The sequence below is a fragment of the Neorhizobium sp. P12A genome (genome assembly GCF_008365395.1).
In the GTDB taxonomy this organism is placed as follows: Bacteria; Pseudomonadota; Alphaproteobacteria; order Rhizobiales; family Rhizobiaceae; genus Rhizobium.
This window is the reverse complement of sequence record NZ_QOVX01000042.1, coordinates 1-18,337: the sequence shown is the minus strand read 5'-3', so window position 1 is coordinate 18,337 and position 18,337 is coordinate 1. Positions and strand designations below refer to the sequence as shown.

Here is an 18,337-nt window from a genome sequence, read left to right as displayed (position 1 = left end):
GACGCCGAAAATCTGCGCCGCGCCGGGGTATGACTACGATCGGGCTACGCCCTCACTCCGTCACACCCCGGCGCGAGTCTCATCCTGATTGACGCTGAATCTCACTTAGATTGCCGCTACGCATTGCTTTCCCGAGCTCTTGATGCCTCCCGTACCACTGTCGATAGGACGTCTACTAAGAAGGCGCCGGTAGCGCGGCGCCCGACGGCATCGTCCATATCGATCACAAGCGTTCCGTCTTCGCCTAAGAAATACCCCAGGACAGTCATTCCCCGCCTTGCTTTGCTCCCGCCGAACAACGCGCATCGTGATCCGATGGTTGGCATCCTTGCGTCATCGTTGATCGAAGACGTCACGATCGGATTCTGTGCCCTCAACAGCCTTGAAGTCATTGCGCCTCACACGGCCATCTCGATGGCTGATCCAGCTAAAATCGGGTGAGGCCTCGATTGTCGAGGCCTTGCGTCCCATGCCAGGAACGTCGTCTTGCGATCCATAACTGCAATTGAGGCAGCGTCCGTTAACGGTGCCTTGAGCTATTCGTGTGTTGAATTCCATCCATCGCGAAACGGAAAATTGGCGAATTTTGTAGGTAAATCAACAATCTGGCGTTTAGTGCGTGTCAACGCATCGCTTCTATCGATCGGTCGGATATGTCGATATCGGCGTGCCAAAGCTGTGGGGCCAATTGCCCGGGTATCCCATGGCCAAGGACTTGGCGTGACACAGGCTTGGTAGATCACGTATTCAATCTCTGAGGATAGCATTGAGCTGGCAAACGGCCCTTTTTGGGGATACGACCTATTGAAAGGACCGACCAGGGAGATCTTTAACAACCGCGCTCTGCCATGGCGCAGGCAGCGATCCACTCCTGATGGGATATCAAGAGCTACGCTGTGAGCTATTGAAATTACGATTGGAGAACGGAGACGTTTTCAGCCTTCGATTTACCAGTCTTACGATCCTGCCCGACTTCGAAGCTTACCTTATCGCCTTCGCGCAGCGAACCGCCGCGCTGCAATGCGGAAACGTGAACGAATACGTCCTGTCCGCCGTTCTCGGGCGTGATGAAGCCGAAGCCCTTGTCGTCATTGAAGAATTTTACGATACCTGTTGGCATGAGAGACTGCTTTCTGTGCGGTTTAGCGAAATTGCAAGACGGACCCTATCGCGCTCTACCTTTTCCATCAATCGACAAGACGAATTTGTCGTGGAAACAACGCCTTTGCCATGCGTGATCAGCATGAGCGGAATTGCAAGCTGACCTTGCAACTGGAGAGGCGGATGTGGCGCGCGGCCTGCGCGAGCACTATAACGAGTGCCATCGTTGGCAAAAGTTCCATGGCACGCCTCCAGAGTTTCGGTTTGCCGCTGTGAATTTCACAAATGGCGGCTCGGCCGCATCTAAGCGGCGATTGGCTCGTCGAAGGCTTTCAAACGTTGTGCCGTGGCATTAGACAGCTCCGCCCAGATCTGTCCGAGCTGCGCGGCCACGGTAGTAAACGACAATGGCGCGCCCTCGGCCACTATCCTTGCCTGGATCATGTCGAGTTTGAAACGAGTTGACGTTATTTCGGTCAGCAGGCGTGTGCATTGGTCGAAAGACAGGGCAGGGTGAGACAAGATACGGGGCACCGATTGAACTGCGCGCCTGGCTGTATCTGCTTGTTTCGTCAATATATTGTTCCAGTCCATCTTTTACCTCCCGTGCACGACAACAGCATTGAACGACAGGACCGCAGACGCGGTCAATATTGGTGTGCGCAATTCCCCCTGAGATGTGAAGCCAGTCACCGATGACGCTCGGGTTAGGTCGAAAGCAGCGCATTGACGGACGCCATTAACGCTTCTTTTCGCGCAGTGAGCCGGCTGTGCCTTTTCCTCAATCGCCATAAGTATGAAACCGCGCTATGCGGCTGGGCGAGACGAGATATCGCGGCCAGTTCGCATCCATCCTTTCAAATCCCCTACTGCATAAGTCTCCCTGATCGAGCAGATGAGCACAGTGCATGCGAGCGCCCTGACAAGATCGCGGAGTGCCGATCCGTTAGGATTGCTGCATGGGGACAGGAGCATCGGTAGAGCCAGATGAGCTCGAACCGGAAGCCAGTTCATCCGTAACAGGGCCGCGTGCGAGCCGTTTTGTATCATTTTCCTGGACCATGTCAGGCGCCAGGAGGAGCCGCTGCAATTGGTTTTTTGAAAGAGAGGGTGCAAACACGCGCATAGTAAGGAAAACTCCACCAATCATTCGCACATCGTTAGGGGAATCTATATTGAGCTCAAGCTCGGGGGTTGATTTTCCACGGCTTTTTTGTGCGTCGCGGACGTTCGGCTCTATTTTAATCGCGGAGCTTACTGATCGCCTCGTACATAGCAGGCATCAAAGATGCGTGGGACTTGGACGTGGATGGTGGTTCTGAGCAAGATCCTGCATATCCTGATGGCGCAGTTCGCTCGTTCGTATGAGTCGGGGACCCACCATGCTTGATGTTGTTATCGGAAATGTGCGCATTGCAGATCAGCAGTATCCCGTCGACATCGGCCTCAGCGGCGGGCGGATTGCGGCGATTGAACCGCACATCGCCGCCGACGCGCCACGTCGCGACATGTGCGGCCATTTCGCGTTCGGCGGCTTCGTCGATAGCCACATCCATCTCGACAAGGCCTGCATTCTGGACCGATGCATGATCTGCGAGGGTACGCTTCAGGAAGCGGTCCGCGAAACGGCGAAAGCCAAGGCAGGCTTTACGACCGAGGACGTCTATGCTCGCGCCGCCCGCGTCGTCGAAAAAGCCATCGTCAACGGCACGATTGCAATGCGAACCTTTGTCGAGATCGATCCGCGCGCCGGCTTTCGATCCTTCGACGCGATCCGCCAGATCAAAAGGGAATACTCCTGGGCGATCGACATTCAGATCTGCGCCTTTGCTCAGGAAGGATTGAACAACGAACCGGAGACCGCCGAGATGCTCGACCAAGCGCTCAGGTCAGGCGCGGACCTGATCGGCGGCTGCCCATATACCGACCCCGATCCTGATCAACATATTCGCTGGATCTTCGATCTCGCGGAACGACATGACGTCGACATCGACTTTCATCTCGACTTCGATCTCGATCCGGAGAATTCGGCAATTCCCTTGGTGATCGCCGAAACGCGACGCCGCAGCTACGGCGGACACGTTTCGATCGGGCATGTGACGAAGCTGTCCGCGATGCCGCGGACTGCGGTCGAGGCGATTGCCGACCAACTTCGTGAGACCGGTATTGCGGTAACTGTTCTGCCGGCGACGGATATGTTTCTGCTCGGCCGAGGATGGGACCATCTCGTTCCGCGCGGGATTGCGCCGGCTATGCTTCTGGCAGATAGGGGCGTTACGGTTACCGCTGCAACCAATAATGTTCTCAATCCCTTTACGCCCTACGGAGATGCCTCTCTCGGTCGCATGGCCAATCTCTTTGCAAACGCCGCACAACTTTCTACGGATGAGGACCTGACCGTCGCTTTTGATATGGTCACGAGAAGCGCGGCGCGTCTTATGCGGCGCGATCATGGACTGAAGCCGGGAAGCCCGGCGGACATGGTTATTCTCGATACGGACAACGCCTGTTCCGCGATCCGCGAAATCAGCCTCCCACTGGCCGGCTGGAAGAACGGGCGACAGACCTTTTCAAGGCCCAAACCCAGCCTTATGCGACCGGCTCTATAGTGCCGCCAGTCAAATACGACATTTCGTTTGCCGAGATCGCTTCCCATCGGGAAAACTTACACTCGTCGTGAAGCGCCTCAAGTAGTAGGGCCTGCCGGCGGATCCTCTCTTCGGCAATCCATGGTTCGGCAGCTATTGGGTTCGGCTAAGGTGATTCTCGTCGTCGATCAGGACAAGCTGTGTCGGACGACACTCATCCCATGTCCAAAGGACGGGGCAGGTCGGCGTCAAACTGGATCCGTCGGTAGCGGCTATGCGGCATACGCAGTTTACTCACGAACTTACTAAAATCGAACGAAGTGCCGACGGTTCAGCTCCTTTCAAGAGCTTTGCATTCCTTCCATTGGTTAGAAGCTGGCGGGCTTGGCGATGCGAGGGAAATGTGCACGAATTGTCTTTCGTTGCGCTTCTGATCAGATCCCACTCCATTGAAAATCAGCTAGGTCCGTTCTCGTGACCAACCAGCGAAAGGTTCAGCAGCGCCTGCATGGTCTCTCGCCTACCTCATGCCGCAATCTGGCTTGCCAGGTACTTTTGGCTTCCCATGTCAATCAGCCGCGATGTAGATTTCAAATGGTCACGCCTTGACTTTCAATCGGTCGCCTCCATAGTTTCAAACAGTCATCAAAGGAATGAAGGTGTGGCGCTGTATCCAAGGCTCGTTGAGCGACGCGTTGCTGACGCTATGTCAGACACGCGAGTCGTACTGATCGTAGGTCCCAGACAATCAGGAAAAACGACGTTGGCCAAGAAGATGGCCAAAGAGGGGATGGAGTATTATACGCTGGATAATGCGACGACCCTGGACGCAGCGCGACAGGATCCAGTTGGCTTTGTAAGAGGTATGGATCGCGCCATCGTCGATGAAATTCAGCGCGCTCCCGAACTGTTGTTGGCCATCAAAGAAAGCGTGGATACCGATCAGCGCCCCGGGCGGTTCCTCCTGACCGGTTCAGCCAATCTCATGACGCTGCCACGCGTGGCAGACTCGCTCGCAGGGCGCATGGAGGTCGTTCGATTGCTGCCACTTGCGCAAAGCGAGATCAAAACCGCCGGTAGCAGCTTTCTGCGCGACGCCTTTCAAAACGAAGCCAAGGCGGGAGAGCCAATCGTCGGGGACGACCTTATGACTGCGGTTCTGGCCGGTGGATATCCCGAGGCATTGGGTCGCAAAACCTTGAGCCGGAGACAGGACTGGTATGAGGATTATATCCAGGCGATCGTTCAACGCGACGTTCGCGATGTCGCGCAAATCGAGCAGATCGCTCAAATGCCGCGCCTGCTGCGCATTCTGGCAGAGCATTCGGGACAGCTCGTGAACTATTCCGGAATTGGCGCGGCCATCGGGATGAACCACATCACAACGCAAAAATATGTCGGCATCTTCGAGAGCCTGTTCCTCGCTCGAACCGTGCAACCCTGGTTTTCCAACAAACTGAAACGTCTCACGAAGACACCGAAAATACATTTCCTCGATTCCGGTCTTCTCGCATCTCTTCGCGACCTCTCTCTCGACCGCCTCCGCGGCGACAGGGGTCAGTTCGGGGCGCTGCTGGAGACTTTCGTTTTTGGCGAGATTCTTAAACTCGCCAGCGGCGGGCAAACCCGCTTGGAGTTTTCGCATTTTCGTGACAAGCAGCAGAACGAAGTCGATATCGTCATCGAAGATAGAAGCGCGCGGATCGTCGGTATCGAGATAAAAGCGGCAGCATCCGTCTCGAATTCCGATTTTTCGGGATTGCGAATTTTGGCCGAAGCATCCGGAGAACGGTTTGTTTCAGGCATGGTCTTGTATGACCATCATAAGGTGATCCCTTTCGGGGAACGTTTGTCCGCTGTTCCGATATCGGCATTGTGGCGTTAACGCGTGGGAACCTCGCTTCAGCTGCCGGAGCTGCCGAGCGACGCATGAAGTTGCAATGACATTCCGTCAGGCGCCGGCGGCGAACCGAACCGACCTGGCGCCCTACCGGGCGAGACCGTTCGATTTCTTCAGCTGCCTGACGAGATTGTGGCCGCGGCGCAGCGCCGTGAGGAATGCGCCGAGGGCGACGATCCACAATGCTGCAGTCAATAGAAGGCTCGTGCCTTGCAAAGCCGCTTCTACGGCTCCAAGCAAAGCGGCAACGGTCATCACAGCCATCCGGTGCTGCTTTGCCATCGGACCTCCAAAGTCGCTGGGATTGCCGGTTGCGCGACCCAGTTCGCGTACATAGGCCGTCAGGACTGCAAAGACCGCTGCCGCCCAGCCAAGTCCCGGGTTGGCGATGCCGTAGCCCGCTCCGGCAAAGATGAGAATATCGGCGATGCGGTCCGGGAATTCGTTCCAGAACGGCCCGTCGGCTTCTCCCTTGCCGCCTTCCACAGCCACCATGCCGTCGAGCAGATTGCAGAGCAGCCGCAACTGGCAAAACAGCGCTGCCGTGATCAGCAAGACGGCGCGTCCGCCGCCAATGGTTCCGTCCGAGAGCCAGAAGGCGGCACCGGCAAGCGCTGCCATGACCATGCTCATCTGCGAAATACTGTTCGGCGTGACGGACATCGCCGTCATCCGCCTGGCCAGCACTTGAGCCCAACGCGTATTGCGGCTCGCCAGGGGCCGCCTGTCACCCGTTTCCATGCCTACCTCGTCCTCCCCTGACAACGGAAAAGTTGTAAATCGCTGCGTAGCTGCTCGAAACCATCAACGGCACGGCGATCGTCCTGAGGATTTCCGGCGTGCCGCTGAGTACGTGAATGGTCGACAGGAGGGCGGTCGAAGCGAGACAGGCGATCAGAGGTGGAGCCCAAAGCCGGGCGCGTTCGGGTACGCAGCTCGCTAATGCCTCGACGGCCTTCTTCAGGAAAAGGGTGAGACATGCGGAAAGCATGCCCTGCACGACGCCGGCGACCAGCGGCTTCGGCATTGGATAATTGCGGTTGGCGAAGACGGCCCAGCTGCCCATTGCGAAGAAAGCCACCAGCACGTGCACGAGGCTGCTGCCTGCCACCGATTTCAGCAGGGTTCTCATGTCAGCGACCACCAGTAACGGACGAGATGAAAAAAGACCGGCGCCGAAAAGACGACGGAGTCGAGACGATCGATCAGACCGCCATGCCCCTCGATCAGCTGGCCCCAATCCTTGACGCCGCGATCGCGCTTGATCGCCGACATGACGAGGCCGCCAAAGAATCCCATCAGGGTGATGACGAAGGCAAGCGCGCCAGCCTGTAACGGCGTGAAGGGCGTGATCCACCACAGCGCCGCGCCGATCAGCGTGGCACTCGCGACACCGCCGATAAAGCCTTCTACCGTTTTCGACGGCGACAGCCTCGGTGCGATCTTGTGGCGCCCAAGCAGCTTGCCCCAGACATATTGCAGAACATCGCTAAGCTGCACGACGATGACAAGGAACGCGATCAGCAGGACGTTGCGATCTTCATAGCCGGGGATCGTCAGAGTCAGCAACGCTGGAACGTGCGAAGCACAGAAAACGCAGATCATCAACGCCCATTGAACCTCGGCGATACGGATCAGGAAGCGTTCGGTGTCTCCGCGCAGCACGGCTATGATCGGCATGAACAGGAAGGCGTAGACCGGAATGAAGATGGAAAAAATGCCGTATTGTTTTTCCCAAAGCAGCCCGTACTGAATGGGCAGCACCACGAAGAAAGCGGCTGCCAGGGCCCAATGGTCGGCACGTCTGGTATTGGTCAGCGTGACGAATTCCCGAAGGGCTGCAAAGGAGCAGAAGGCAAAAAGCAGCAGCACGCCAATCCGCCCGGCCATGAAGGCGATGCCGATCAGGATCACCATCACCCACCATGCCTTGATGCGGGCGTTCAGATTTTCGATGGCGGCGTTCGTGCCATCGGGCGATAGCCGCTTTTGCAGGACATAGCCGACAACCGACGCGACGCCGAGTAAGGGGAAAATTCCAAGCACCAGATCGATCAGCTCATTGCTCGCCGCGCTCATTCACCGTTCCCCGGCGGCTTTGGCGAAAGAGTTAGCAATGCCGCCCCGGCACGCATGAGAAATGCTGCCTTGTCTTCGCCAGCGCCAATGCGCAGCGCCTCGCCGAATGTCACGGTACAGATGAGCGGGATGGGCACGATTTCCCCCTTCGGCAGAACGCGATTGAGATTGTTGATCCAGACCGGAACCAGATCGATATCAGGCCGTGCTTGAGCGAGATGAAAGAGACCGCTCTTGAACGGCTGCAACGGCGCCTCGGTGAGATTGCGCGTGCCTTCGGGAAAGAGGATCAGCGAGAAACCGGCGTCGAGCGCGGCGGTCATCTGTGCGATCGGGTCCTCGCTGCGCTTTTCCCTGTCGCGCTCGATCAATACGGCGTTGAAGATGTCGCGGCCAATGAAGGCGTTCAACCGGGATTTCAACCAGTAGTCCGCACCAGCCACCGGACGCGTGCGCCGCCGCAGGCGCGGCGGCAGTACCGTCCAGATCAGAATGAAATCGCCATGGCTGGAATGATTGGCAAAATAGACGACACGGCGGGAAGCAACGCCGCTCTCGGGCCAGACTGCTCTGACCGCGGTAATGGCGCGCGCAAACAAGACGATCATCACCGAGACTGGAGTAGCCAGCAGCCTCACCATCGATTTGCCCATTGTTCCGTGCAGGTCGCTCCCCCAAGGCCTTGTCCGAGGGACAATAGGCGCGTCCGGCGGCGCCCGATAGTCCGTCCGGGAAGTCATCAACAGCCGCTGAGTGTCTCGCTAAGGATTTCCCGTCTTTTGCTCTTCTGCGACCAGCTGGCGAGGAGGTCATCGCTCGGGGTTTGAGCTTGCGGTCTCGGTTTCGATGAAGATGCAGGAACGATCGGCGGTCTGCTCCCAGAGGGAAGACGACGCTCGCCCTCCTGCTGACCGCAAGGACAATGATGTTATATCGACCGCAACGAGCCTGCCGCAGGATGGCAAGCTCGGCGATTACATCACCCGAGTGACTTGTCGAAGTCGTGGAGGACGGACGAGGAGAAGACCTCGTCGAAGCGCCAGACGTCGCGAACCTCGCCCGGCGCGCCGTTGGCGTCAGCGACAGCTTCAAATTGCGCATCGACGAAGACGTGCCGAGACCTGCCGCGATAGATAACGTCCTCGGGCGGGGTGCGGTGCTTTGATACCGCTCTTCCGAATCCCTTAAGTTGGGATTGCCACTCTGAGGCCAGAACGCATCCTTGTTCACGCCACAAGTTCGCGGGTCGACGGATCAGATCCCTTCAAGAGCCTTGGCGAGATCGCCGGGCGCCTCGATATGCAAGAGCGAGCAGGAGGATTGTATTTGCGCTGCGCGTACTCATACTCCGAGATAGCTTGATATCGTTCAACCCGCTTGTTGGGATAATTCTGCGTGACGCACATTGAAACTGAAAAGCACGGCGAAATGTCGTGCCAAATCGCGTCCATTGACGAAGAAAATCAGTACAGAGGGACTCTGTTATACAAGATCTTTGAGATCGGCACGATTGCAGGTCCTAGCGTTGATTCAGTACGTGCTCAGTTTCAAGCCATATGCGACATGACGGATGCAGGAGGAATGGTCCGTCATGGAATAATTATGTTAGGCTACCACAACAGAGCTTTCGGCGGGGACGTGTTACGTGTCGACGGGGAAATAATCGGCGAGTGGTCTTCAGATGATGAAGAGTGGTGCCACTTCACCCAAAGCGATGCCACTGAGGTCACACTCAGTGCACCATCGCCCTGGATGCTTCACGACTCGATCTCAGATTGGATGAGTCGCGATAATGGCACCAACGAAGTCACTTGAACCTAGCTCATCTAGCAGAGTTGTCGAATTTTTATGCTGCTTCCCAAACCTGATTCAGAATCTTGGCCGCCAATGCCGCCTTGTCCTGCGGTAGAAACCGACCATAGTGTTGCTGCACGACATCCGGCGTATCTTGGATGGCATAACTTGCCTGCTCGTAAGACCCGGTCTGCTTGAGGATATGGGTAGCGAGAATATCCCGCAGATTGTGCGGCCAATGCGGCAGTAGGCCCTTGATGGCGCCGCGACCGGTGTAGGGATTATAGATCCCGTATCGTTGGATCACCGTACGCCATGCCTCGTAGAATTTTGTCGAGTCGTAGGCAGCGTCGATGCTGGTGGTCTTCACCGTCTTAACGAACAGTGTACCGGGGTCCTTGGCGCTGCCGAGCAACACGCCGCGATGCTTGTCGATATAGGCTTCGAGGTATTTGTAGAGATCCAGCAGGTCCGGCAGGATCAGCCTGAACGGCTACTGGCCGAAGAACGACGACTCGGAATTTTTGAAGGCGACCGACGGGATCAGCACTTCCCAGCCACGTCGCGATCGCTCCAGCGCAATTCACCGCATTTCAGGTCCTCAAGTCGGCGCTCCGATGTGGCGAAATGACCGCGCGGGCAGACTCGAAGCTGGCGCAGGTTTTTCTGACGAAGCCCGAGATGCAAGCCCAGGCGCAAAAGGAGGAAGGAGCGGACGGCTTCGGCTGCCGGCCGCGGATAGCGATCCTCGTCCGGCATGCGTTTCAGGATCTCGTCGGTGATCTTGCGATATTTCGGCGAGGGGACTGTCTGCCTCGAGGATGCACATGATCGGCTCGAACGGATCACGGTGAACGCGCATGACGCGCTGAATTTCCTTTGATCGGTTCGCCGCGTGCCGATGAAACGCGTCGCAGGCGCCGTTCCAGTCGCGGTTCGCGAACTCAATTTCCTCCGGTGCGATAAGCCCTTCGATCGGTCGAACATTCTTCAGGAGCTCCGGATGCTGGCGTATCCAGCCCACCTCCGCGCCGGTGAGAGCTTGGGCGACCATCAACATGTCCTCCTCCCATTTGGTACAGAAGCCGCGCCGCTGTTCACGCCATTGCAGGTACCAATCCCAGACGCCTGGGAAAACCAGGAGGCCAAAGCTCAACTGGCTTAGCGGAACGCCGCGACCTTTGACGATGCCGGCTGGGGAAGCTGCCAGTGCGCCGAACATCAAGCCAAGATGTTCGATCTTCTGGGACGCGGTTTCCTCTCCCCAGACCCCGTTTCGCCGAAAACCGATCGCCGTCAGCGTCGAGGTCTTGAAACGAATGAGGTCCGCCATTTCCATGGCGAGCCGCGGTGGCGCGTCGACAACTCCGGACAGAAGGTCAGGATCGTCGAGCTCTTCGGCAACGTTCTGGTTCGCGTCGACGGCCGATTTCAGAGATCGGGGCGACAGCGAGCCGCCGCCATAAGTGACCCCGGGGAAGCGGATCGCATAACGATGCTTGCTGGCTGCAGCCTGATAACGGCGATATTCGGTCGAGCCGGAAATGATCACCCGGCGCACCCAGTCGAGGATCTCTTCTCGCTTTGTGAAGGGCAGGCTGCTGAAATCATCTGGGAGATGTAATGAAATGCGCCGCTGCTCGGCGGGACTGATATCGCCGAGATCGTGCCCATAGAGCGACCGGGCCTGGTTTGGAAGTTTCGCTTTGAAGTATCCTTCCGACAGTCGATAGCGTGTTTCGATCCGCCGCAGGATGTCGAAGCTCGCAACCGACCGCGGCACGCGCTCGCCTTGGATCCAGGACAGAAGCGTCTTGCTGTCGAATGTCTCGGTCAGGCGAACAACAGCGCGATAAAGCTGCCAATAGCTGTCGCCAAACCGACGCATATGATAAATGAGCGCATCCTGAAAATTCGCCGGATCGTCCGTAGCTTCGAACAGCGCGTCCGGAAACGAGCTGATCGACTTCGGCGCCGGACCGCGTGATGAAGACGTGTCACACGCGAAAGCTCCGTCGGCCGCAGCGCGCTGCGGTTTTCTGGTCGAGGAAGTTGCCGCCGAATTTTTGACCGCCTCAACCTTGCTTGCGCGCGTAGGTAGCTTTGTCGGCGGGACGTCTTCTGCGACCGGCGGTGCCTTCAGCCATCTGAGGATCGCATCCAGTGCCGGTCGCAACTGCTTCTTCAGTTCCGCCGTCATTTCGTCTTCGATCCCACAAGCCTCTCCGATCGCCGCCCAGTCGAGACGGCTGTTCAGGATCGGCGGCCGCTTGCGGTAGATGATCAGGCTGACCAGGTAGGGCCGGATATTCTCCAGCACCCGCTTATGGTGCGATACGTACATCGCAGAATTCCGAAATTTTTCGCTGAAAATGACGTGATGAAAGATCGTGGTTGGGCATGCTCATTCCGTTTCTCTCTGGCACCAGTGCCGAGGGCGAGCGGAAATAAGAGCCCAGATTTAACAAAGCATGTATCGTAGAGACGATCAGCCAGAGGGGCCTGAGTGATTTAAACAACACCGTGAATGATATGTAAATGGATCTTATTTTTGAGAATGATCCTAATTTATATCTTTTCATTTTGACTGACAGGGATGATTTTGGTAGGTCTTCCTCGATTCCAGTGAAGAATGACAGGGAGGTATGATGGCACAGTCTCAGTCAGATGCCCTGCTGGATATCGGACAGCTGCTGAAGGCTACTCGTAAGGGCAGGCAATTGACCCAGGAGCAAGTCGCCGACATCGCCGGCATATCGCGTCCTCGCTATCGTGAGATCGAGGCCGGAAGCAGTGCGGCTCGCACGACGACGCTGATCAACATTGCCCGAGCTCTCGGGCTTGAACTGATGCTCGTGCCGCAGGCGATGGTGCCTGCTGTAGATGCGTTGCTGCGGCCGCATGACGATCTTGATGATCTCCCGGCATTTGTCGCTCATCCGGACGGTGATCTTGGTGTCTAAGGCTTTTCCTGATCCGAGATTCATGTCGTCGCTTGACGTTATGCTGAACGACGTGAAGGTGGGCACGATCGTTCGGACGCCCGGCGATTTCAACGCCTTCAGCTTCGAGGAAAGCTATCGCACAACAGGCGGCTTTCCCGTTCTCAGCCTGTCTTTTCGCGCAGCTACCGGCGGCTTGCGCAAGGACCCAAAACCTGTTGCCAAGGCCTTGCCGGCTTTTTTCGCAAATCTGCTTCCCGAAGACAAGCTCCGCGAGGCGATGGAAAAACACCACGCCGGTACCGTTCGCGCCGGCAACGATTTCGACCTGCTCGTCGCACTCGGGTCAGATCTGCCGGGTGCCGTCCGCGTCGTGCCGAGCGACGGAACGGTTGCTGGTCTCAACGATCCGCCTGTTCCGAAACCGAAGGCTCGGTTTTCGCTGGCCGGCGTTCAGATGAAGCTCTCGGTCATCAAGAACACCGGTAAAGGTGGTGGGTTGACCCTACCGCTTGGCGATGAGCAAGGTTCGTATATCGCCAAATTTCCGTCGACCTCATTTCCCGGAGTGTCGGAAAACGAATATGCCAATCTCGCTTTGGCCGAAGCGGTCGGCATGGAGGTACCAGAACGAGAACTTGTCGAGCAGTCCGAGTTCGAGGGTATCCCGAAAGAGTTCGAGACGCTGTCGGACGGAAAAGTCCTGCTCGTCAAACGCTTCGATCGCAATCTTGGCGGTGAGCGGATCCATATCGAGGATTTCGCGCAGGTGTTCGGCGTCTATCCTTCTCGCAAATATGAAGGAGCCGCCTATCATGATATCGCTGCGGCACTGAACGTTGCAGTTTCGTCAGACGCCGCGCTCGAGTTCGTCCGCCGACTGGCACTGGCTGCCTTGACCGGCAATGGCGACATGCACCTGAAGAACTGGTCGTTGATCTATCGCCAAGCTGGCGACAAACCGCAACTCGCGCCTGTCTATGATGTGCTCTCGACGATCCCCTATATCCCAGCGGACGCCATGGCGCTGTCGCTTGCAGGCGAGCGGCCCTTCAAGGCAATGAATGCGCAGCGATGGAAAGCCTTCGCCAACCGCGCACGTCTTCCGGAAGCCGCGGTTCTAAAGGCGGTGACCGAAACGATCGAGCGCGTGAACGAGCTCTGGTGGTCGCTGCAGGAGCGCGAGGTCGTTCCGGCAAAGGTTCTCGAGCGGATCGATGCTCATGTGCGGCTGATGATGCCGATCCTTGGCACATGTGCGGACTGAACCCTTTAAGTCCAGCAGGGATGCAGCTCAATCCTAGCCAGTGCACCGGTTTTCCTGTCGCATCTTCACGCGTTGCCAGAGACTGTCGTCAATGATCCTGAGTGAGGGCACCTCTTGGACGACATGCATCTCGGCAGCGTTCTCCCGCGAGACCCGACGTTCGGTGGCGGGATTTTTGCGATAGGCGAGGCGGTTGAAGATGATGCGCCCGATGTGGGCCTGGTTGTTCAAAATGCCGCTGCCACGATTTCGATGACCGCGGATTGCGGTATCCTGCCAACGTCGTCCGCGTGGACCGGGCACTCCGCGTGCATTGAGTTCGTCGGCAATCTTGACCGGGCTAAGGCCATCCGCGTATCGCTCGAAAATCCAGACGACGGTTGCCGCCTCATCGAGGTCGATGGAACGGAGGCCGCGCACCGGCTCGCGGTTCTCGTCGAACTCCCGTCGCACCCCGTAGCCGTAGCAGATGCCGCCGGGTACCCGGCCATGCTTAGCGACGGTTTTCATGCCCTCTCGCGTGCGATAGCGGACTTGCTCGACAGCTTCCTGATTGAGGACGGCGCGCAGTCCCAATTCCATCGATGACACCGCTGAAGCACCGTGGACCGTCCAGAGTTCAACATCATGAAACTGCAGAATCTTGAGAATACGGGCGCTGTGCTCCAGGTCGCGGGAAAGGCGATCGAGGGTGAGGCAGAGAAAAACGTCGTATGCACCGGCATTCGACCGAGCCAACGCAGCCTGAATACCTGGTCTCGTTTCGAATGACGAGCCGCTGATGCCAGCATCAACGAAAGTGTCAGCCAGATACCAGCCTTGCCGTTGAATAAATTCTTTTCCGAGATCGAGCTGGGTTTCGATCGAGGCCGGGTTTTGTTGATCTGTTGAGTAACGCGCGTAAAGCACAACGCGCTTGGAGGCATGCATAGTGACCGATCTCCCTGTTTTGATTCGATCGCTATGGTAGATATTGCAAATGGGATTCGGGGTTTTCATTCACCGCACAGATTCGATCTATGACGACAGCCCGGCTGAGCAATATCGGTTTCCGGGCCAATATCTCAGCCGCGTCCAAGCCAGTGTTGGGGACTGGATCATCTATTATGAGCCCCGAAAGGTGGCGGCGACCCGCGGATATTTCGCCGTGGCCAAAGTCGCACAGGTCATTCCAGATCCCAAAGCGCCCGAAATGTATCTGGCTCTGATCGAACCCGGTAGCTACCTCGATTTCGTCAACGCCGTTCCTTTTAGCGGGCCGGATGGCGTGATCGAGCGCGGTGTGCTGAACGAAGCGGGACGGATCTCGGGACGAGCGCAGGCCGCAGTGCGGCCGATCTCAGCGGCAGATTTCAACCGCATTCTCTCTATCGGACTGGCGGAAGATCAACCGGAACTGCCGCGGTCAGGACAAGCAATCGACACGTTGTCGCCGAACGGGTTCTCGGAGGATGTCCAAGCTCCTTTTATGGTCGAGCAGGAGAGGGTGCGGGTCACGGAGCTTTCGTCGCGCATCGTTCGTGATCGCCTATTTCGTCGCTTGATTTTGCAAGCCTACGACAAACGATGTGCGGTGACAGGCTTGAAACTGATCAATGGCGGCGGCCGCGCCGAGGTTGATGCTGCCCATATCCGTCCAGTTGAAGCGAATGGACCAGACATCTTGTCGAACGGCATTGCGCTCTCCGGAACTGCACATTGGATGTTTGATCGAGGCCTTATCGGCTTGTCAGACGATCTTGAGATCCTGGTCTCACGCCATGCAAACGATCGCGACAGTATCCAGAGTCTCATCCACAAGACTGGAAAGGCGATCTCGCCGGCAGCTATTCACGAGCGCCCGCATCCCCAATTTCTACAATGGCATCGTGAGAATACATTCAAACATTAGGATGCCGGTGGTTCATATCCCTTCAAGAGCAAGTCGTGGTGCCTTAGTCGCCGCCGGCGCGAAGCGGATTGAGCATTTCTATGCCGTAAAAGTCTTTCTCATTGTCGGTAACGACAATACATCCATTCGCTTGGGCCGTGGCGGCGATGATAGTATCAAGGCCGCTGCGGGGGCGTCCGGTTGCTTTTCCCTCGGCCATCAATCGTGCCCATATGAGGGCTGCCATTTCGTCAAAGGGGAGGATACGATTGGCAAAAAGACGCTGCGGCCCCTCTTCACCGGCAAACCAGTTCTCGAGAGAAGTTCGCTTTTTGCCGGCGGGCTTTTCCAAAATCCCCTTGTGGATTTCAGCCACAGTGAGCGAAGCGATAAAAAGATCTTCATCAGTCTGATCAGCCATCCATGTCATCAATTCAACCGATGGCTCTGGTTTGGTGATGTTGCTCAGGATATTGGTATCGAGAAGGTAGCGCATTAAAGATCGATCTCACGACCTTCCTCGCGATGACGAGCGATATCTAGGTCCGCGCCAACAAGCGGCGAGCGGCGGAGTGCTGCGAGAATTCCGCCTTTTTGGGGTGGTTCACCATTAATCGTCTCATTCACCGCTGCGCGTAATCTGGCTGATTCTGGGCTATTTTCCGCCAACCGGCGTGCTAGCAGCCTGATGAGGTCACGATCAGCGTCGCGGCCGAGTACCTCGAAACGAGCGAGCCCGCGGTCACTCAAGCGGGCCCTGTAGTTTTGAATTGCGCGGGTCTGGGAGCTAGACATAGTGCCCTCCTGGTTATTCCCGGTAATATAGCTGGAAAGACTATATCCTACAAGGCCGAATCCCCGCTTTGCGAGGCTATGGCCCCGGCAATGTCAGGGTCGACGGTTCGATGCCGTTCAAGAGCGACGCAGGCTTCGTGAATGTATGAGGCGACTTTTCCGTGGTAGCCGTTAGCTGGGGGCATTCAGACTTGGAGAAGACCCGTCGAGAAACCGAAACAGATCGGGCCGGAGTGATCCCAGCCAGCAAATTTGGCAAGATTTACGACGGTACACCTCGCCCGGAAACGCAGCCGCTCTAGTTCTCGTCAGCGCGATAGCTCGTTTGGACCAAGCAAAGATGTTTCGGCGGCCCATCCGTCTTTGATAACGACTATTGAAGCAACTGGGGAAGGGGAAAAAATATGAAAGGACTGACACGTACTGCGATCACGCTTTGGCTAAGCGCTGCCTTTATCGGTTCAGCGGAAGCACAAACAGCAACCAACCTCGCGGTCTTGAAAGGGCTGTCGCCGTTGTCGGTGCTCGGAAAATCCCAGAGTGGAAGAGCAGCATTATCGTCCAACTATACGGTGACCGGTGGCATTCAAACCGGGGACATCAGGCAGTCTACGTTACTTCCCTTCGCCGAACAACAGCAGCAGGCTTTGAGGGACGCGTTCATCACCGATGGCAATCTTGCCGAACTCGCCGACGGTCTGGGGACGACCCTGGGGAGCGCCTACGTCGCACGGGCTCACTATCAGGATCGCGAACATTTCACGAGCATATCGCAGGCATTGGCCGATCTCATTGCCTACACCAATTCGACCACGGGATCGGATTCCAACTCGGGCAAATATTTTTTCGCCAATGCGACGACGGATGGAAAGACGCCGGTCTCAGCAGAAGCGGCCGACATCCTGAAGCAGAACGGCGGAGGCTCGGACGTGTTCGGTGTGAACTACGGTCGACCAGCTGGCACTCCGGGTGCCGACGCCTATGGTGATTCAAGGCCGTTTCAGACGGAGCCGCAAATCCTTCCGATCATCGGCCGCGACTACTTCGGCGCACCGGCGAATAACACAGTCTATAATCGCGGACCGGTCATGAACTTGATCGACAGCCCATCCTTCCCCAGCGGCCATACGACTTACGGCTATATGGGTTCGATATTGTTGGCGGTGCTCGTGCCCGAGCGCTACCCGGAAATGATCACGAGGGCATCAGAGTACGGCAACGACCGCATCATCGTGGGTGCCCATTACGCCATGGATGTCCTCGGCGGGCGCACGCTTGCGACTTATGATTTGGCGCATCTACTCGCAAACGATCCTGCCTATGTCGGGCAGACCCTCAAGGGTGCAGCTGTTATCAAGGACTATCCGGCCGCGCTTTCGGCAGCACGCGCCGACCTGATCACGGTGCTAAAGGCGAATTGCGGCGCCGATATCGCCGCCTGCGCCAAGGACGACACAGGCCGGTTCGGCAATCCGGCGATGAACCAAGCTGCCTACGATGTGACGCAGACGTATGGCCTTCCGGTGGTCTATCCCAACAACTTCGGCGTCACCGAAGACGTCGGCAAAATGACGCCGGAAGCTGGCAATCTGCTGACTGCGGCATTTCCCTCGCTGACGCTGGACGAGGCCAACCAAATCCTCACGGACACGGAAGGTCCGGGCGGCGGCTTCTTGGATGATGGGTCATCCTTTGGCATTTATTCGCGCCTCAATCTCTATGCTGCTTCATTGGCGGCGAAGACGTTGGCCGATCACAAGGCTTCGGCAGCAAAATAGCAATCGGGCATGCCTGACACAGGAAAATAATACTGCGATGCCGACTTGGGCCGTCGCAGGACGCCCGGCTGGCTGCGTCGATTGCAATTTGATAAAACTCACAACCATTGCCGGTGTCATTTCTTAGGCTAAACTCATATTAAGTCCCTTGGCGATTCGATGGGAGCCGAGTAGCAATCGATGGAACAGTCGACTGGCGTTGTTGCCAATGCCTCTAGCCGTG

16 protein-coding genes and 2 pseudogenes are annotated in these 18,337 nt (G+C 57.0%); 7 read left to right on the top strand and 11 right to left on the bottom strand.

Annotation, left to right across the window (positions count from 1 at the left end; translation table 11 throughout):
• Window positions 1–910: 910 nt before the first annotated feature.
• Both DTW90_RS35960 and DTW90_RS35955 read right to left on the bottom strand, forming a co-directional pair.
• The gene (locus DTW90_RS35960; protein WP_149344844.1) at window positions 911–1,120 is read right to left on the bottom strand and encodes a cold-shock protein; all 210 of its coding nucleotides are present in this window, start codon (window positions 1,118–1,120) and stop codon (window positions 911–913) included.
• A 284-nt stretch (window positions 1,121–1,404) separates the two neighbouring features.
• The gene (locus DTW90_RS35955) at window positions 1,405–1,695 is read right to left on the bottom strand and encodes a hypothetical protein (protein ID WP_149344842.1); all 291 of its coding nucleotides are present in this window, start codon (window positions 1,693–1,695) and stop codon (window positions 1,405–1,407) included.
• A gap of 788 nt (window positions 1,696–2,483) precedes the next feature.
• Between DTW90_RS35955 and DTW90_RS35950 the strand changes: the two genes are divergently transcribed.
• Both DTW90_RS35950 and DTW90_RS35945 read left to right on the top strand, forming a co-directional pair.
• On the top strand, window positions 2,484–3,710 hold the full coding sequence (locus tag DTW90_RS35950) for an amidohydrolase family protein (protein ID WP_149344841.1): 1,227 nt from the start codon (window positions 2,484–2,486) through the stop codon (window positions 3,708–3,710).
• 640 nt (window positions 3,711–4,350) lie between these two features.
• Entirely contained in the window at window positions 4,351–5,574 is a 1,224-nt protein-coding gene (locus DTW90_RS35945) for an ATP-binding protein (protein ID WP_149344850.1), read from the top strand.
• 102 nt (window positions 5,575–5,676) lie between these two features.
• Here DTW90_RS35945 and DTW90_RS35940 read toward each other — a convergent pair whose 3' ends face one another.
• The 5 genes and pseudogenes from DTW90_RS35940 to DTW90_RS35920 form a co-directional block, all read right to left on the bottom strand.
• Window positions 5,677–6,330 carry a CDP-alcohol phosphatidyltransferase family protein gene (locus tag DTW90_RS35940; protein ID WP_149344839.1) on the bottom strand — a complete coding sequence of 218 codons (654 nt, stop codon included), beginning with the start codon at window positions 6,328–6,330 and terminating at the stop codon, window positions 5,677–5,679.
• Window positions 6,317–6,721, bottom strand: a complete 405-nt coding sequence (locus DTW90_RS35935) for a hypothetical protein (RefSeq protein ID WP_149344837.1) — start codon at window positions 6,719–6,721, stop codon at window positions 6,317–6,319. Before DTW90_RS35935 ends, DTW90_RS35940 begins: the two co-directional genes overlap by 14 nt.
• Window positions 6,718–7,668: a phosphatidate cytidylyltransferase gene (locus DTW90_RS35930; RefSeq protein ID WP_149344836.1), complete on the bottom strand. Its 951-nt coding sequence runs from the start codon at window positions 7,666–7,668 to the stop codon at window positions 6,718–6,720. Before DTW90_RS35930 ends, DTW90_RS35935 begins: the two co-directional genes overlap by 4 nt.
• A complete protein-coding gene (locus tag DTW90_RS35925) occupies window positions 7,665–8,309 on the bottom strand; it encodes a lysophospholipid acyltransferase family protein (RefSeq protein ID WP_149344834.1) in 645 nt (214 codons plus the stop codon). The genes DTW90_RS35930 and DTW90_RS35925 overlap by 4 nt, the downstream gene beginning before the upstream one ends.
• Before the next feature lie 350 nt (window positions 8,310–8,659).
• A pseudogene (locus DTW90_RS35920) lies at window positions 8,660–8,803 on the bottom strand (DUF1007 family protein); the annotation flags it as partial.
• Window positions 8,804–9,063: 260 nt separating this feature from the next.
• Here DTW90_RS35920 and DTW90_RS35915 point away from each other — a divergent pair.
• Window positions 9,064–9,483, top strand: a complete 420-nt coding sequence (locus DTW90_RS35915) for a hypothetical protein (protein WP_246665183.1) — start codon at window positions 9,064–9,066, stop codon at window positions 9,481–9,483.
• A 31-nt stretch (window positions 9,484–9,514) separates the two neighbouring features.
• Here DTW90_RS35915 and DTW90_RS35910 read toward each other — a convergent pair.
• Window positions 9,515–11,864: pseudogene (locus DTW90_RS35910) on the bottom strand (hypothetical protein).
• Between the two features lie 246 nt (window positions 11,865–12,110).
• Here DTW90_RS35910 and DTW90_RS35905 point away from each other — a divergent pair.
• Both DTW90_RS35905 and DTW90_RS35900 read left to right on the top strand, forming a co-directional pair.
• Window positions 12,111–12,425 carry a helix-turn-helix domain-containing protein gene (locus DTW90_RS35905; protein ID WP_007817593.1) on the top strand — a complete coding sequence of 105 codons (315 nt, stop codon included), beginning with the start codon at window positions 12,111–12,113 and terminating at the stop codon, window positions 12,423–12,425.
• Window positions 12,426–12,447: 22 nt separating this feature from the next.
• Window positions 12,448–13,671, top strand: a complete 1,224-nt coding sequence (locus DTW90_RS35900; RefSeq protein WP_188080183.1) for a HipA domain-containing protein — start codon at window positions 12,448–12,450, stop codon at window positions 13,669–13,671.
• A gap of 33 nt (window positions 13,672–13,704) precedes the next feature.
• Here the strand turns inward: DTW90_RS35900 and DTW90_RS35895 are convergent, their stop codons facing one another.
• On the bottom strand, window positions 13,705–14,601 hold the full coding sequence (locus DTW90_RS35895; protein WP_246665182.1) for a recombinase family protein: 897 nt from the start codon (window positions 14,599–14,601) through the stop codon (window positions 13,705–13,707).
• A 49-nt stretch (window positions 14,602–14,650) separates the two neighbouring features.
• Here DTW90_RS35895 and DTW90_RS35890 point away from each other — a divergent pair, with 49 nt between their 5' ends.
• Window positions 14,651–15,562 (top strand): HNH endonuclease, encoded by a 912-nt coding sequence (locus DTW90_RS35890; protein ID WP_149344830.1) that lies wholly within the window; start codon window positions 14,651–14,653, stop codon window positions 15,560–15,562.
• Window positions 15,563–15,605: 43 nt separating this feature from the next.
• Here DTW90_RS35890 and DTW90_RS35885 read toward each other — a convergent pair whose 3' ends face one another.
• Together DTW90_RS35885 and DTW90_RS37975 are read right to left on the bottom strand one after the other, a co-directional pair.
• The gene (locus tag DTW90_RS35885) at window positions 15,606–16,037 is read right to left on the bottom strand and encodes a type II toxin-antitoxin system VapC family toxin (RefSeq protein ID WP_149344828.1); all 432 of its coding nucleotides are present in this window, start codon (window positions 16,035–16,037) and stop codon (window positions 15,606–15,608) included.
• Entirely contained in the window at window positions 16,037–16,336 is a 300-nt protein-coding gene (locus DTW90_RS37975) for a hypothetical protein (protein WP_132528153.1), read from the bottom strand. The genes DTW90_RS35885 and DTW90_RS37975 overlap by 1 nt, the downstream gene beginning before the upstream one ends.
• A gap of 404 nt (window positions 16,337–16,740) precedes the next feature.
• On the opposite strand from DTW90_RS37975, the gene DTW90_RS35875 reads away from it, so the two are divergent.
• Entirely contained in the window at window positions 16,741–18,114 is a 1,374-nt protein-coding gene (locus DTW90_RS35875; RefSeq protein WP_149344826.1) for a phosphatase PAP2 family protein, read from the top strand.
• Window positions 18,115–18,337 lie beyond the last annotated feature (223 nt).